Genomic DNA, 15,835 nt, shown 5'->3' on the forward strand with positions numbered 1-15,835 from the left:
ACTGAGGAGTTGTTCCGGTGGTGGTCCTGCAGCACCTGCGTCGCGTCCGGTGGGCGGTTCGCGCCACCCTGTTCCTCGGGGTGGCCGCCTCCGTGGTCGCCAACGTCCTGCACGCGCTGGACAACCCGATCAGCCAGGCCATCGCCGCCTGGCCCCCGCTGGCTCTGCTGCTCACCGTCGAGCTGATCTCCCGGGTCCCGGTGCACCGCCGCTGGCTGGCCGCGGCCCGCCTGATCGCGACGGCGACGATCGCCGGCATCGCGGCCTGGGTCTCCTATTGGCACATGGCGGGAGTCGCCGCGCGGTACGGCGAGACGGGCGCCTCGCCGTATCTGTTGCCGCTCTCCGTGGACGGCCTGATCGTCGTGGCCAGCATCTGCCTGGTCGAGCTGGGCGGCCGCATCACGACCCTGGAAAACACGGACGCCGAGCCGGCCGCCGCGGCGGAAGACCCGGCCCAGGCCGCTCATCCTGCCCCAGCGGCTCGTCCGACCCAGGCCCTCCACCTCGCCCCGGCCGCCCGGGGCGGCAACTCGCCGATGGACCACCGGACCCGCGCGGAGATCGCCGCCGCGCTCTCGCAGGACGCAGGGGAGCCGGCGGCCTTCACGCCGAACCTCACCCGCCAGCCGCGGCAGCCCGTCGGTGCGGTTGCGGGCCGTGCGGTGCCGGCGCAGCGGAGCAGGCCGGCCTCTCGGGCGACGACCAGCCAGGCGGTGCCCCCGAAAAAAGAGCGCCGTCCCGCCGCGGAGACGATCGCACTCGCCGATCAGATCAAGGCGGCGCGGCCGGGCCTGACCGAGGCGGAGATCGCCGCCGAACTGGGTATCACCCCGTCCCGCTTGCGCACGGTCCGACGCGAGGCCGGATCGCTGGCCGCCTAGGTGGCGAGGCCGACGTTCTTGCCGCGGGGGACGGAGGCGGTGGCCGCGACGACCGGCGTGGCGTCGGCCGTGGGCAGGGAGACTGTCACCTCGAGGCCGCCGCCCGGCTGGGCCACGGCCGAGACTGTCCCGCCATGGGCGTCGCAGACCGCTCGTACGATCGAAAGCCCCAAGCCGGACCCCCGCGAACCGGTGCGTTCCCACCCACCGCGACGGAAGGGCTCGAAGAGCCCGGGAACGTCGGCCGGCTCGACCTCGTAACCGGTGTTGCCGACGATGAGCCGCGCCTGCCCGTCGACCATCTCGGTGCGCAGCCAGAGCTTCCCCAGCAGGTGGTTGTAGCGGATCGCGTTCTCGATCAGGTTGCCGGCCAGACGGTCGAGCAGGCTCGGATCGCCCACGACCGGCGCGGGCTTCAGGTCGGTGGTCACGTCGAGCTTGAGGCGCTCGGCCTCGGCCTTCACCGCGGACAGCGCGTTGTAGACGCTGGTCGCCAGGTCGGCCGGCACCTTGCGGACCAGGCGGCGGCCGGACTGCGCCTCCGAGCGGGCGAGCACGAGCAGCGCGTCGACCAGGCCGTTGGCGCGTTCCGAGGCGTTGCGCACCACCTTGGCCATGCGGCGGTACTCGGCGACGTCGGCCTCGTCGTCGCTGAGCGTCACGTCGATCTCGGTACGCATGACGGCCAGCGGGGTGCGCAGCTCGTGCGACGCGTTCGCGACGAAGCGTTTCTGCGACTCGAACGCCCCGGCCAGCCGGTCGAGCATGGCGTCGAAGGTGCGGGCGAGCTCGGCCACCTCGTCGTCCGCGCCCGAGTAGCGGATGCGCTGGTCGAGCGTCTCCTCGCCGAGGCGCTGGGCGGTCTGGGTGACCTTGTGCAGCGGGCGCAGCGCCCGGCCGGCCACCGCGTACGCCCCGGCGATGCCGATGATGCCGATCGCGAGCAGCGCCACCAGGCCCTTGACCAGCACCTCGCGGGAGGCCCGATCGACCAGCCCGGTCTGCCAGGTGATCGCGTCGCGGGTCGTGCCGTCGGCCAGCGTGACCGACGAGCCGCCCCTGAGCGCGTCGACCGGGTGCATCGCGTCCCCGACCAGCAACCAGGCCAGCAGCACCAGAATCGCGCCGGCGCCGACCAGCAGGATGCCGTTGAGCAGGGTGAGCCGCAGCCGCAGCGTGGGGCGGAGGCTGAGGTCCACCTTGCGGTTTCGCGTACCGAGGTAGACGGTCATGAGAGGCCGACCGGCTCGGGGACGCGGTACCCCGCGCCGACGACGGTCTCTATCAGCGGCGGGTCGCCGACCTTCTTCCGCAAGGTCATGACGGTGACCCGTACGGTCGTGGTGAAAGGATCGGTGTTCGCGTCCCAGACGCGTTCCAGCAGCTCCTCGCTGGACACCACGCCGCCGCGGGCCTTGAGCAGCTCCTCGAGCACGCCGAACTCCTTGTTGGTGAGCTCGATCGGCGCGCCGCCGCGGGTGACGACCCGCCGGGTCTGGTCGAGGATCAGGTTGCCCACCGTGAGCACCGGCGGGGCGGCGGGAGTGGCGCGCCGGCCGAGCGCCTGCACCCGGGCCACCAGTTCCTCGAAGGCGAACGGCTTGGCCAGATAGTCGTCGGCGCCGAGCTGCAGGCCCTCGACCCGGTCGGCGACCGTGCCGCTCGCGGTCAGCATCAGCACCCGGGTGAGCGCGCCGGAGGCGACCAGGTCGGCGCAGATCTCGTCGCCGTGCTTGCCGGGCAGGTCACGGTCGAGCACGACGACGTCGTAGCGAGTCACGTACGCCATCTCGTGGCCCTGGAGGCCGTCGTACGCCACGTCGACGGCCATACCCTGGCGCCGCAGCCCACGGGCGATCGCGTCGCACAGGTTCCGCTCGTCTTCCACCACCAGCACGCGCACCGCACGACCTCCATCGCCACCGCCGGGCATAGCCTCCCCGACCTCGTGTGAAGAGGCTGTAAGAGAAGGCTACCGAAGCCGCCACACCGCGACCGACGCGTCGATGAGCCGGCAGACCAGCACGCCGGCGCTGGTCTCGCAGCCGCCGGAGACCCGGTCGGCGAGCCCGAGCACGTCGACCGAGCGGTCGGCCGGGTCGAGCAGGCCGTAGAAGACCTGGTACGAGCCGCGGACGTCGCGCTTGCCGTAGATCAGGCCGTTCCCGGCCGGCGCGAGCCCCTGCCAGGCGCCGAAGTTGCCGAGCGCCCGCCCGGTGCGCGGGTCGAGCACCCACAGCTCGGGCACGTCGCTCTCGACGGTGCTCGCCGTGGCCAGCAGGTACGGCCCGAGCGGTTCCGCGTACACCCAGCGGTCGGAATCCCAGAGCGCGTGGCCGTCGGCCGGGTCGAGCACGGTCATTCCCTGCTGCTGCCGGAACGTGCAGATCACCGAGCCGCAGTCGGACTGCATCCAGCTCTGCCTGAGGTCGACCGTGGTGTGCCAGAGCCGCTGCAGGCCGGGCAGCCGGTACCCGTCGTAGCCACCGTCCTCGGCGATCAGCAGGTACTGGCTGACCGGCCAGATCATCCCGGTGATCCGGTCGGCGGCGCCGGGCACGGAGGCGGTCGCACGGCGCTGCCCGGTGTGCGCGTCCCAGGTCTCGAGCCGGCCCGAGTCGGAGAGCACGACCACCCAGTCGGGAAAGCCGTTGCCGACGCCGCTCTCGGCGACGAAGCCGTCGGTGGGGCGCGGCACCCGCCAGCGCTCCTGACCGGTGGCCAGGTCGACCGCGACGTCGCCGTCGGCCGTGCTGAGCAGGGCGGTGCCGTCGGCGACGGACGCGGCGACGAACCGGTCGGGGCGGCGCCACAGCACGGTGCCGCCGCCGACGGGGTAGGCGACGGTCTCCTGGTTGCCGCTGGCGTCGAGCTGGTAGCCCACGATGACCGTGTCACCCGCCTGCTGGACGCCGACCACGGTGCCGGCCACGCTGACCGTGGTGCGGCTGAGCAGCCGCATCGAGGGCAGTCGGTAGGTCGTGACGACCCGATCGCGTACGGCGTCGAAGCTGTCCACGCCGCCGGCGGCGATCACGTACATCCGGTCGCCGTCGAGGGTGAAGGTGTCGCCGAGCTTGGCCGGGATCACCGTGGGCGCCGGCGGCGGGTGCTGGTAGGTGGCGCCGCCGAGGAGCACGAGCAGCACCACCGACAGGGCGGCGAGCAGCGCGCGGTACGGCACCGGCGGCCGGCGCATCGGCATCTCGGCCGGTGTCGCCCGGCGATCCGGCACCTCGCCAAGATCGATCACAGCGTTGCTCACGGTCCACCCATTGTGCGCCGCGATGCTCAGCTGCTGTAGGCCCAGACCTGCAATCCGTCGTTGCCGCGGCAGATCACGTAGTGGCGGTCGGAGGTGCAGTCGCTCACCGGCCCGCTGCTCTCGCCGAGCAGCTGCACCCGGCCGCGGAGCACGACGCCGAACGCGCTCTTGCCCGCGCTCAGACTCCGGCGCAGCACCAGCGGGAGGCCCTCGTCGGCGGTGAGCCCGGCGTCCCAGCCGCTCAGGTCGACCCGGGTCTCGCCGGTCGAGCGGTCGACCAGCCGCAGCGGCGTACCCCCGTCGGTGTCCTGCTCGAGGACGTAGCCGTTCTGCTCGCCGAGATCGACCTCGTCGGGCGCGCGCCAGGCGGCCCGGCCGGTGACCGGGTCGAGCACGTCGAGGGCGGAGCGCGGCCCGGCGCAGAGCAGGTCGCCGCAGCTCGGCGGGTCGAGCAGCACCTCGGGGACCGATCGCTGCCATCGTTTGCCCAGCGTGTCGGTGGCGTACGCGACCTCCTGCCCGTCGAACGCGTAGTCGCCGTAGCGGACCACCAGCAGGCCGTCGGTGAGCGTGCCGCCGGCCGGCCCGTTGTCGCCGATCGGGGGCAGCTTCACGGTGTGCTCGAGCCGGCCGGTGTCGCCGTCGATCCGCTCGAGCCGGTCGGAGGCGAGCACGAGCACGGCCGGGGCGTCGCCGGGGGCGGTGAAGACGTTGACGGAGCCGGCCGCCGCAGCGGTCCAGACGGCGGCGCCCGTCCGCAGGTCGATGCCGCGCACCTCGGTGCGGACCGGCGGCTCGGTGTGCGGCTCGCCGGCGGACGAGAAGTAGAGTAGGCCGGGCTCGCCGGAGTCCTGGTCGTACAGGGTGCCCGGGCGGAACACCTGGCTCTGGGTGACACCGATCCGGCCGCCCGGCAGGGGCGTGACGCCGAACGGCGAGCGCCAGCGGCCGGCTCCGGTCCGCGCGTCGACCACGGTGGTGGCCGGTCCGTCGGAGAGCAGCACGACGTCACCGGCCGGCCGCGCCTCGACCCCGCCGTAGCTGACGGCGTCGGGGCCGGCCACCCGGGCCGGGAAGCGGACGGACCACAGCTTGCGCGGCGGGGTCTCGATCTGCCAGGCGGTGGCGATGCGCTGGCCGCCGGCCGAGGCCATCGTGTAGACGCGGTCGCCGACCAGCCGCGACTGGGTCTCGGAGCCGCCGGGCGGTGGCACGGCGCCGAGGTAGCGCCACAGGGTCGGCGCGCCGGTGGACGCGCCACCGAGCACGAGCACCAGCACGACCGCTAGCAGCAGGCCGGGGAGCCGGTACCGGTAGGCGGGTGGAGCAGAGCTGAGCGCCGGGTCGGGCTGGGTGGTCAGGTCCAGCTCGATCAGTGCCAACGCTTTACCTCTCCTGGTACGCCCAGACGACGAGCTCGCCGAACATGGTGCGGCACACGAGCCGCGCGCCGGTGGCCGCCTGGCAGTCGCCGGTGCCCTGGGGCAGGGTGTCCAGCAGGCTCGGTCGTGCGTCGCCGGGGTGGGCGACGGCGACCATGGTACGACTTCCGCCGTCGACGGCCCGGGTGAGCAGGAGCTGGCCGTGCGCGCCGGTGCCGGTCACCGGGCGCCACCCGTCCAGCGCCACCTGGAGCGCGCCGGTCTGCGGGTCGACCACGCCGACCGGGGTGGTGCCGTCGGGGTCGCTGTACGCCACGTAGGTCTCGCCGTACTGGACGAGCTCGCGCCAGCCGCCGTTCGTCCAGACCGTGTCGCCGGTGTAGGGGTCGATCGCGCGCACCCCGTCGGGGCCGCTCAGGCAGGCGAGGATGCCGCAGGCGGCGATCTGGTACGCGCTGCCGGACGGCTCTGTCCATTCCTGCTTGAGGGTCACCGGGTCGTACGAGCTGATCTCGGCCCCGACGATGCCCGGATGCCGCAGCAGGATCCGCCCGCCGGCCACGACCGGGTTCTCGGGGTTGTAGTCGGCGCCCGGCACCGTGCGGCTGACCAGGAGCTTGCCGGTCTCAAGGTCGTGGATGGCGAGCGTCCGGTCGTCGTGGACGAGCAGCATCCGGGACTCGTCGTCGCCGACGCCCGGGACGCCCAGGAGCACGGCGGTGGAGGGCACGTGCACGGTCCACATGGTGCGGCCGGTGGTGGGGTCGACGGCGTCGATGTTGCCCTGGACGCGGCGGCCGGGGCCGGTCAGCGTGCGCGGCGACGAGACGGCGAGGAGCGTGGACGAGCCGGCGATGCTGACCACGTTGCCGGGGCGCTCCCACAGGCCGGCGCCGGTGAAGGTGGAGACGGCGGTGGTGCCGGCCTCACTCGCGCCGGTCGTCCAGGGCCGCATCAGCACGAGGTCGTCGCTGAGCCGCAGCCGGTAGGCCGGGGTGGACTGGCCCGACTGCCAGCGAAGCCGCCCGCTGCTCAGATCGTACGAGGTGAGCAGCCCGAACGTCTGCGCGAGCAGTTGGCCGTCGTCGGTCGTCGTGTACGTGTCGGCCGGGCCGACCTGGAGCCGGAAGACCGCCGAGAGCGGCGACGGCGAGGGCGCCACCGAACCGGCCGTGAGCAGGAGCACGAGCGCCGCGAGCAGCGCCGCCGGGACCCAGATCGGGTTGGGGCGCCGGCCGGGAGAGGAGTAGGTGGGCGGCTCGCCACGCTCGAGACCAAGATCGATCATGACCATGCCGCCGTTGTCGTCCATGGCCCAAAAATAACGACTAGATAACGGAACCGCCGCGGAGCGGTCCCTTTCGAGCGGTTATGAATGGGTAACGCAGTTTTGCGGCCGGGCGGTTCTACGGCCTTACGGAGCCGGCTGCGGCTCCGCCGCTTCCTCCAGGCGGGAGACCCACTCGGTCACGTCGCGGGCGATGTCCTGGGCGGTCAGGCCGAGCGCGGTGAGGATCTCGGCGCGGGTGCCGTGCGGGTGGAAACCGGCGGGCACGCCGAAGTCGCGCAGCGGCACGTCCACCGCCGAGTCGCGCAGCGCGCTGGCCACCGCGTCGCCGACACCGCCGGCGCGGACGCCGTCCTCCAGGGTCACGACCATGCGGTGCTGGCCGGCCAGCCCGATCAGCTCGATCGGCACCGGGCGCACCCAGCGCGGGTCGACCACGGTCACGCCGTAGCCCTGCTCGGCGAGCCGCTCGGCCACCTCGATGCCCAGCCCGGCGAACGAGCCCACGGACACCAGCAGCACGTCCTTGCGGTCGGCCTCGCGCAGCACGTCGACCTGGCCGAAGCGGCGCACGGCCGGGGTGTCCGGCGCCACCGAGCCGGTCGGGAACCGTACGATCGTCGGCCCGTCGTCGACCGCGACCGCCTCGCGGAGCTCCTCGCGCAGCGTCGTGGCGTCGCGCGGCGCCGCGATACGCATGCCGGGCACGACACCGAACACGCTCAGGTCCCAGATGCCGTAGTGGCTCGGGCCGTCGGGCCCGGTGACGCCGGCCCGGTCGAGCACGAAGGTCACCGGCAGCCGGTGCATCGCCACGTCCAGCAGCACCTGGTCGAAGGCCCGGTTGAGGAACGTGGCGTAGACGCCGACGATCGGGTGCAGGCCGCCCATCGCGAGGCCGGCCGCGCTGGTGGCCGCGTGCTGCTCGGCGATCCCGACGTCGTACGCCCGGCCGGGGTACTTGCGGGCGAGCGCGGCGATGCCGGTCGGCTCGGCCATCGCGGCGGTGATGCCGACGATGTCGGGCCGCTCGTCGGCGAGGCGCACCAGCTCGTCGGCGAAGACGTTTGTCCACTTCACCGACGGCTTCGCGGTGAGCTCGCCGGTCTGCGGGTCGAACGCGCCCGGGCCGTGCAGGCAGTCGGCCTCGTCCTGCTCGGCAGGCCGGTAGCCGTAGCCCTTGCGGGTCACCGCGTGCACGATGACCGGCGCGTTGAAGCCCTTGGCCCGGCGCAGCGCCGACTCCATGGCCTGCACGTCGTGGCCGTCGACCGGGCCGAGGTACTTGATGCCGAGGTCCTCGAACATCGGCTGCGGGCTGACCGCGTCCTTGATGCCCTTCTTGACCGCGTGCAGCACCTCGTAGACCGGCTTGCCCACCACCGGCGTGTTGCCGAGCGCGTCCTTGACCAGGTCGAGCACCCGCTCGTAGCCCGGGTTGAGCCGCAGCGTGGACAGGTGGTCGGCCAGCCCGCCGATGGTCGGCGCGTACGACCGGCCGTTGTCGTTGACGACGATGACCAGCCGGTTCTTCGCCGCCGCGATGTTGTTGAGCGCCTCCCAGCACATGCCGCCGGTGAGCGCGCCGTCGCCGACCACGGCCACCACGTGCCGGTCCTCACCACGCAGGGCGTACGCCTTCGACAGGCCGTCGGCGTAGGAGAGGGCGGTCGAGGCGTGCGAGTTCTCGATGAGGTCGTGCTCACTCTCGGCCTGGCTCGGGTAACCGGAGAGGCCACCGCGCTGCCGGAGCAGGTCGAAGCCGCTCTGCCGGCCGGTGACAATCTTGTGCACGTACGCCTGGTGGCCCGTGTCGAAAAGCAGGCTGTCCATCGGCGACTCGAAGACCCGGTGCAGCGCCAGCGTCACCTCCACGACGCCCAGGTTGGGCCCCAGGTGACCGCCGGTGCGAGACACCTTGGCCACCAGGAAGTCGCGGATCTCGGCGGCCAGCAGGGTCAGCTGCTCGGGGGTCAGGCGCTTGAGGTCACCCGGAGAGGTGATGGACGCCAGCAGGCCGGTCGAGGCGGGGTGGGCTTCGCTCATGGGTGCGAAGTCTATCGGCGCGGGATGTGGCGGCACGCCGCGCGAACGGACAGAGCCGGGTCCTACACACAACCTGCACATCCCCGAGACCGGTGACGTCGCTCACAGAATGGGCGATATGGCATGCTTGGAACCTCTGCGCGACTGGCGGCACGGGGATGGGTGACCATCGGGGAGCCGGCCACGGGAATCGACCGCCTGGGTTTCCGTGCCCGAGGGAGTCCCATGTCCGACAGCACCCCCCAGAGTTCCGCCCGCCTGCTGCCCGGCGCTCCGGTGGCCGAGGCCGTTCTGGCCGACGTGACAGCCCGGGCGACCAAGCTGCGGGAGCGCGGCATTGTCCCGAGCCTCGCCACCATCCTGGTCGGCGACGACGACGCCAGCGCCGGCTACATCCGCATCAAGCAAAGACAGGCCGCCGAGCTGGGCTTCGCGTCCCCCCATCGCCACCTGCCCGCCGACGCCACCCAGGCCGACCTGCACCGCGAGATCGACGAGTTCAACACCGACAAGAACGTCCACGGCGTCCTGATCCAGTACCCGATCCCCGCCCACCTCGACTACGACAGGGCCCTGCAGACCCTCGACCCCGACAAGGACGTCGACGGCATGCACCCGCTGAACATGGGCCGCCTCGCCCTGGGCATGCCCGGCCCGCTCCCCTGCACCCCCGCCGGCATCGAGGCCCTGCTGGCACACCACGGCATCCCCGTAGCCGGCCGCGAGCTGGTGATCCTCGGCCGAGGCGCCACCCTGGGCCGCCCCTTGGCGATGCTGATGGCCCAGAAGCGCCCCACCGCCAACGCCGCCGTCACGGTCGTCCACACCGGCGTACAGGACTGGCCCCGCTATACCCAGCGAGCCGACATCCTGGTGGCGGCGGCCGGCGTCCCCCACATCATCCAGCCCGAACACGTCAAGCCCGGCGCGGTGGTCATCGGAGCCGGCGTCCGCTACGAGGGCCGCCGCCTACTACCGGACGTGGACGAGTCCTGCGCCCAGGTGGCCGGCGCCATAACTCCCCGAGTAGGCGGCGTAGGCCCGACAACGGTAGCCATGCTCTTCCGCAACGCCATCCAGGCCGCCGAGCAAGCCAGCTAGTCAGACAGCCTAGTTAGCAGCTAGCCTACCTAGCCATGGTGACCCCACCGCGCCCGTGGCTGCACGGCTTCCTGGACCTCTGCCTCCTGGCGATGCTGCGCGAACGCCCCGACTACGGCTACGGCCTGGCCCAACGCCTGGCCGCGGCCGGCGTAGCCGACGTGCCGGGCGGCACCCTCTACCCCGCCCTGCTGCGCCTGGAGCAGCAGGGTTGGGTAGAGCCCAGCTGGCACCCCTCCGAGTCGGGCCCCCGCCGCAAGTACTACGCCGTAACCGAATCCGGCCAAGCCACCCTGAACGCCCAAGCGGCAGAGTGGCACCGCTTCCGCGACGGCATAGACCAACTGGTAGCCGCCGGAGCCCCCCGATGACACCCGATTCCCCCCGCCCCAACCCGCACGGCGGAGCCGGGCCGAGCGGCGGAGCCGGGCCGAGCGGCGGAGCCGGGCCGGCGAGCGGCTGGGCCGACCGCTTCGCGGACGAGTTGCTGCGGCTGGGCGTCCAGCCTCCCCGAGCGCGCCGGCTCGCCGAGGAAACCACCCAGCAGGCCGCCGAATGCGCCACCGCCCCCGATGCCCTCTTCGGCCCCGCCCACCTCTACGCCCGCCACCTGATCACCGAACTCAACACGGCGGCCCTCAACCCGACGGCCCTCAACCCGACAGCCTTCAACCCGACGGCCCTCAACCCGGCCGTGCCGAAGGCCGGGGCGGGGCCCTCGGGCGGCGCGATCGATCCGGGCGACGTCCGGCTACGGCTGACCGGCGTGGGCAAGCGCTACCGCCGCCGCACCATCTTCGCCGGCGTCAACCTCACCGTCCGCGCAGGCGAAGTAGCCGCGATCGTCGGCGCCAACGGCTGTGGCAAGTCCACCCTCCTGCGCATCTGCGCCAGCCTGACCCGCCCGAGCTCCGGCACGGTCCAACGCACCCGCCGAGTCGGCTTCGTACCCCAGGACGGCGGCACAGCCGGCTGGCTCACCGCCGACGAGCACTTCACGCTCTTCGGCGCCGCGGCCGGCGTCGCACCCCGCCGCGCCCGATCCACCGGCGAGCATCTCGCCGGCCGCCTGGCCTGGCGCCCCTCCCGAGACCAGCTGACCCAGCACCTCTCCGGCGGCACCCGCCAGAAGCTCAACCTCGTCCTCGGCGAGCTCCACTCCCCCGACCTGCTCCTGCTGGACGAGCCCTACCAGGGCTTCGACCAGGGCACCTACCTCAGCTTCTGGCAGCAGATCCTCGCCTGGCGCGACGCCGGCAAGGCGGTCGTGGTCGTCACCCACCTCCTCCACGACCTGCAACACGTCAACCAAGTCCACGACCTGGGAGCCACCGCGTGACCACCCGCACCGAGCGGCACTCACCCACGACCGCCCACCCCACGACGGTTCTCCGGGCGGGGAAGCATCGAGCCGCCGCCCACTGGCTAGCACAGCCGCACACAGGCGAAGGCCGTGGGCGAGCACAGCCGCACACGAGTGAGGGCGGCCGGACGGGCATGGCCGAGGCAGGCACGGAGGGCCGGGCATGACCGCGCTGGTGGTGGCGGCACTCTCGGCGCGCGAGGTCGGGCGGCGGCGGGTTGCGCTGGCGCTCATGGTGACTCTTCCACTGTGGTTTTATCTGCTGCGCCGGAGCGCCGAGGGGCAATCGGTGCGCATGCTCGCCCTTGGCATGGCGTGGGCGGTCTCCGCGCTCACCCTCTTCGTGGTCAACGCCGCCCGTGGCGTCGACCCCCGCCTGCGGCTGACCGGCGCGTCAACCCTGGCCGTCATCGGCGGACGGCTCCTCGCCCTCACCGCCGGCGGCATCGCGCTGGCGGCCGCGTACTGGGCGCTCGTCGTGGCCGATCAGCGCCCGGAACGGCCCTGGGCGGCCGCCCTGATGATGGCCCTCACCGCGGTAGTCGCGGCCCCGCTGGGCAGCCTCATCGCCGCCCTCCTCCCGCGCGAGCTGGAAGGCGCGCTCGCTCTGCTGAGCATCTGTGCGGTGCAGATGCTCGCGGACCCACCCACGCTGGTGGCCCACCTGATGCCCTTCTGGTCGCTCCGTGAACTGGGCACCTACGTCATCGACGGCGCGGACGCCGGATATCTATGGCGTGCCCTCCTGCACGCGGCCCTGACCTGGCTGATCTGTGCCGGCGGCACCTATGCCCTCTTCGCGTGGCGCCTGCGCCTTCCTCGCTATCCCGAGCCCTGACGAGCCCTGACGAGCCCTGCTGCTCGGCTGCCCACAACGATTTCAGGTCGCGCCACCGGGCGCGTCCAACCCAGGTACGAAATCCGCGATCTCCGAATGTGTACCTGGGTCGGAGGCGCCGGGAGGCCAAGCCTGGAAGGCTCGAGAACCGAGAGGCACACGAAGCGAATCTCTAGGAAGGAGGCTCCAGTAGGGCGACACATTCGACATGCTGGGTCATCGGGAAACAGTCGAACGCGCGCAGGGCGGTCAACCGCCAGCCGAGCCAGCGGAACGTGCCGACGTCGCGGGCCAGGGCCGCCGGGTCACAGGCCACATAGGCGATGGCACGCGGGCGGGCCTGGGCGAGGCCGCGGACGACCTTCGCGCCGGCGCCGGAGCGAGGCGGATCGAGGACCACGAGGTCTACCGGGCCGGTGACGCGGCGGCGGTGCAGGGCCGTTTCGACGCGAGCCTCCACGATCTCGATCGTGGGCAGGTCCGTGAGGTTCGCGCGGGCCGCGGCGCAGCCGACCGGGGAAGACTCGACCAGAGTGGTGCGAGCGCGGGTCAGAGTGGTGACCGCGGCGGCGAAGAGGCCGGCGCCGCCGTAGAGGTCCCAGGCCGTTTCGCCCTCGGCCGGGCGGAGCAGGTCGACGACGGCCTCGGCGAGCGTGTCGGCGGCGGCCGGGTGGATCTGCCAGAAGCCCTCGGGCGGCACGCGCCAACGGCGGCCGACCGCTACCTCGACGACCTCCAAGGGGCCGGCCAGCCGTTCGCGGCGGGCGCCAGGCGAGGCGGCGCCGGGCGGGCGTCCGTCGCCGGGCGAGGCAGTGCCGGCTGGGCCGTCACCGCCGGGCGAGGTAGCGCCGGGCGAGGCGGCAGCGGGCGAGGCGGCAGCGGGTGAGCCACCGTCGAGAGGGTCGTTGGTGGGCGGCGGCCCGCTGCCGGTTGGGCGGGTGAACACCGCGAGGTCGCCGCCGGTTGACGCGGTCACCTCGATGGCGTCGGCGTCAGGCCAGGCCCGCTGGAGCAGGTCGAGCTCCTGGATGGCGGGGTGGGCGATTCGGCAGCGATCGACCGGGACGACCTGGTGCGAGCGGTGCTGCAGCAGGCCGGGGCGGCCGGCGGCGTCCACGGCGTAGCGAACACGGCTGCGCCAGCCGAGGAGCGCCTGCTCGGCCTCGACGGTCGTGCTTCCGGGGCGTGGTGTGGCGGGGAGGGCTTCGACGCGTACGGGGAAGGAGAGATTGGCCAGGCGGCGGAGCTGTTCCTGGACCACTTCGGTCTTCCAGCGGAGTTGCGCGTCGCCGGCGACGTGCTGGAGATCACAGCCGCCGCAGCCGCCGGGATGCGCGTGGGGGCAGGGGGGTGCCACGCGGTCGGGGGACGGGTCGTGGATCTCGACGGCGTCGGCTCGGAGGAAGGCCTTGTGGCGTTCGGTGATCTCGGCCGTCACCCGCTCGCCGGGCAGGGCGTGGCGGACGAAGAGGACGCGGCCGTCGAGCCGGGCCACGCAGTGGCCGCCGTGGGCCGGGGCGCCGACGACCAGCTCCACCCGGTCGCCCTCGACCAGGTCGAGGCTCGGATCCGTCACGCGTGGGCTCCCTCGGAGTCGTCGGAGGGCGGGGGCTCGGCGTCGGCGGAGCGGGTGCGAGGGCCGCGCTGCGGGGCCCGACTCAGGCCGCGGTCGAAGCGTTCCAGGTCGCGGTCCTGGCTGGAGCGCAACTGCCACGGGACGCTCGTCACCATCACGCCGGGCTCGAACAGCAGGCGGCCCTTGATGCGCAGGGCGCTCTGGTTGTGCAGCAGGTTCTCCCACCAGCGGCCCACGACGTACTCGGGCACGAAGACGGTGACCACGTCGCGGGGCGAGCCGCGGCGGATGCCCTTGACGAAGTCGATGATCGGGCGGCTGATCTCGCGGTAGGGCGAGTCGACAACCGTGAGCGGCACGGGGATCTGGCGTCGCTCCCACTCGTCCTGGATCGCGCGGGTGTCCTTGTCATCCACGTTGACCGTGACCGCCGTCAGCGTGTCCGGCCTCGTCGCCTGGGCGTAGGCGACCGCGCGCAGCGTGGGCATGTGCACCTTGCTGACCAGCACGACCGCGTGGTTGCGGCTCGGCAGCACCGGGCGCTCGTCCGTCGGCTGCAGCTCCTGCGCCACCCGGGTGTAGTGCTTGTGGATGCCCAGCATGGTCACGTAGATGACCAGCATCGCCGCGATCGCGATCCACGCCCCGAGCAGGAACTTCGTCACCAGCACGACGATCAGGACGGCGCCCGTGAGGCCCATGCCGAAGGCGTTGATCGCCCGGGACCGCTTCATCCGGCTCCGGCGGGCGGGGTCCCGCTGGGTGCGCAGGAGGCGGTTCCAGTGGCGGATCATGCCGCCCTGGGACAGCGTGAACGACACGAACACGCCCACGATGTAGAGCTGGATCAGCCGGGTCGTCTCCGCCTGGAACGCGATGACCAGCACGATCGCCGCCGCGGCCAGGAAGATGATGCCGTTGGAGAAGGCCAGCCGGTCGCCCCGGGTGTGCAGCTGACGCGGCAGGTAACGGTCCTGCGCGAGGATCGAGCCGAGCACCGGGAACCCGTTGAACGCCGTGTTCGCCGCCAGGAACAGGATCAGGGCCGTCACCGCGCTGACCACGTACAGCAGCGGCGACCCGTTCCCGAAGACCGTCTCGGCGAGCTGCGCGACCACCGGCTTCTGGTCGTACCCCTTCGGCCCGGCGAGGATCTGCGTGGTCTGGTCCTCGACGAACTGCAGGTGCGTGATGCGGGACAGCACCACGATGCCGACCAGCATGACGATCGCGAGCACACCGAGCAGCAGCAGCGTGCTGGCCGCGTTCTTGCTCTTCGGCGGCTTGAACGCGGGCACGCCGTTGGAGATCGCCTCGACACCGGTGAGCGCCGCACAGCCCGAGGAGAACGTTCGCAACAGCAGGTAGGCGAAGGCGAAGCTGGTCAGGTTCCCGTGTTCGGCGGAAATCACCAGGTCGGCCGAGGGAGCGCGCAGATCCTGGCCCATGATGAACTCACGGAACAGGCCGGTCAGGATCACCCCGACGATCACCACGATGAACGCGTACGTCGGAATGGCGAACGCCGTGCCCGCCTCGCGCAACCCACGCAGGTTGAGCGCCGTCAGGATCACGATGCCGGCGACGCAGAACGGCACCGGGTTGTCCTTCGCCAGCCCCCACGTCGCGCCGAGGGCCGCCACGCCGGAGGAAGTCGACACCGCCACCGTGAGGATGTAGTCGACCAGCAGCGCACTGGCCACCCCGAGTCCAGCCCGCGGGCCGAGGTTGACCGTCGCCACCTCGTAGTCGCCGCCGCCCGAGGGGTAGGCGTGCACGTTCTGCCGGTAGCTGGCCACCACGGTGATCATCACGACCGCGACGGCGAGAGTGATCCAGGGCGAGATCGCGAAGGCCCCGGCGCCCGCGATCGAGAGGGTCAGGAGGATTTCATCGGGCGCGTACGCCACGCTCGACAGCGCGTCGCTGGCGAAGACGGGCAGGGCGATCCGCTTGGGCAGCAGCGTGTGCTGCAACCGGTCGGAGCGGAACGGTCTGCCCAGCAGCAGCCGCTTGGCGAGGGAGGTCGAACTTGCCACGAGTGCCAAGGGTACGGGCGGTCGACCGGCCGCGTATCCCGCCCCGGCCGCCG

The 15,835-nt window shown here is 72.4% G+C and carries 13 protein-coding genes; 5 read left to right on the forward strand and 8 right to left on the reverse strand.

The window, feature by feature from the left end:
* Positions 1-17: 17 nt before the first annotated feature.
* Complete coding sequence (locus A3CQ_RS62870; RefSeq protein ID WP_020512553.1) at positions 18-884, forward strand: DUF2637 domain-containing protein; 867 nt, start codon at positions 18-20, stop codon at positions 882-884.
* Here A3CQ_RS62870 and A3CQ_RS0119105 read toward each other — a convergent pair.
* From A3CQ_RS0119105 to dxs, 6 genes are all read right to left on the reverse strand, one after another.
* Positions 881-2,116 carry a sensor histidine kinase gene (locus tag A3CQ_RS0119105; protein WP_020512554.1) on the reverse strand — a complete coding sequence of 412 codons (1,236 nt, stop codon included), beginning with the start codon at positions 2,114-2,116 and terminating at the stop codon, positions 881-883. The genes A3CQ_RS62870 and A3CQ_RS0119105 overlap by 4 nt on opposite strands.
* Positions 2,113-2,787 carry a response regulator transcription factor gene (locus tag A3CQ_RS0119110; RefSeq protein WP_020512555.1) on the reverse strand — a complete coding sequence of 225 codons (675 nt, stop codon included), beginning with the start codon at positions 2,785-2,787 and terminating at the stop codon, positions 2,113-2,115. The genes A3CQ_RS0119105 and A3CQ_RS0119110 overlap by 4 nt, the downstream gene beginning before the upstream one ends.
* A 69-nt stretch (positions 2,788-2,856) precedes the next feature.
* The gene (locus A3CQ_RS0119115) at positions 2,857-4,149 is read right to left on the reverse strand and encodes a PQQ-binding-like beta-propeller repeat protein (RefSeq protein ID WP_157296067.1); all 1,293 of its coding nucleotides are present in this window, start codon (positions 4,147-4,149) and stop codon (positions 2,857-2,859) included.
* A gap of 26 nt (positions 4,150-4,175) precedes the next feature.
* Entirely contained in the window at positions 4,176-5,531 is a 1,356-nt protein-coding gene (locus A3CQ_RS60925; protein ID WP_026205880.1) for an outer membrane protein assembly factor BamB family protein, read from the reverse strand.
* Positions 5,532-5,535: 4 nt separating this feature from the next.
* Positions 5,536-6,843, reverse strand: a complete 1,308-nt coding sequence (locus tag A3CQ_RS0119125) for an outer membrane protein assembly factor BamB family protein (RefSeq protein ID WP_020512557.1) — start codon at positions 6,841-6,843, stop codon at positions 5,536-5,538.
* A gap of 102 nt (positions 6,844-6,945) precedes the next feature.
* Positions 6,946-8,865 carry a 1-deoxy-D-xylulose-5-phosphate synthase gene (dxs, locus tag A3CQ_RS0119130; RefSeq protein WP_020512558.1) on the reverse strand — a complete coding sequence of 640 codons (1,920 nt, stop codon included), beginning with the start codon at positions 8,863-8,865 and terminating at the stop codon, positions 6,946-6,948.
* Positions 8,866-9,090: 225 nt separating this feature from the next.
* Here dxs and A3CQ_RS0119135 point away from each other — a divergent pair, with 225 nt between their 5' ends.
* The 4 genes from A3CQ_RS0119135 (at position 9,091) to A3CQ_RS0119150 (ending at position 12,167) form a co-directional block, all read left to right on the forward strand.
* A complete protein-coding gene (locus A3CQ_RS0119135; protein ID WP_020512559.1) occupies positions 9,091-9,966 on the forward strand; it encodes a bifunctional 5,10-methylenetetrahydrofolate dehydrogenase/5,10-methenyltetrahydrofolate cyclohydrolase in 876 nt (291 codons plus the stop codon).
* Positions 9,967-10,001: 35 nt separating this feature from the next.
* Positions 10,002-10,337, forward strand: coding sequence for a PadR family transcriptional regulator (locus A3CQ_RS0119140; protein WP_020512560.1), 336 nt, complete (start codon positions 10,002-10,004; stop codon positions 10,335-10,337).
* Positions 10,334-11,305: an ATP-binding cassette domain-containing protein gene (locus A3CQ_RS53405; RefSeq protein WP_020512561.1), complete on the forward strand. Its 972-nt coding sequence runs from the start codon at positions 10,334-10,336 to the stop codon at positions 11,303-11,305. The genes A3CQ_RS0119140 and A3CQ_RS53405 overlap by 4 nt, the downstream gene beginning before the upstream one ends.
* Positions 11,306-11,492: 187 nt before the next feature.
* Positions 11,493-12,167, forward strand: coding sequence for a hypothetical protein (locus A3CQ_RS0119150; RefSeq protein WP_020512562.1), 675 nt, complete (start codon positions 11,493-11,495; stop codon positions 12,165-12,167).
* A 172-nt stretch (positions 12,168-12,339) separates the two neighbouring features.
* On the opposite strand, the gene A3CQ_RS0119155 is transcribed toward A3CQ_RS0119150, so the two are convergent.
* Together A3CQ_RS0119155 and A3CQ_RS0119160 are read right to left on the reverse strand one after the other, a co-directional pair.
* Positions 12,340-13,743: a class I SAM-dependent RNA methyltransferase gene (locus A3CQ_RS0119155; protein WP_020512563.1), complete on the reverse strand. Its 1,404-nt coding sequence runs from the start codon at positions 13,741-13,743 to the stop codon at positions 12,340-12,342.
* Positions 13,740-15,782, reverse strand: a complete 2,043-nt coding sequence (locus tag A3CQ_RS0119160) for an APC family permease (RefSeq protein WP_020512564.1) — start codon at positions 15,780-15,782, stop codon at positions 13,740-13,742. The genes A3CQ_RS0119155 and A3CQ_RS0119160 overlap by 4 nt, the downstream gene beginning before the upstream one ends.
* Positions 15,783-15,835: the final 53 nt, after the last annotated feature.

It is taken from the genome of Paractinoplanes globisporus DSM 43857, from assembly GCF_000379645.1.
In the GTDB taxonomy this organism is placed as follows: Bacteria; Actinomycetota; Actinomycetes; order Mycobacteriales; family Micromonosporaceae; genus Actinoplanes; species Actinoplanes globisporus.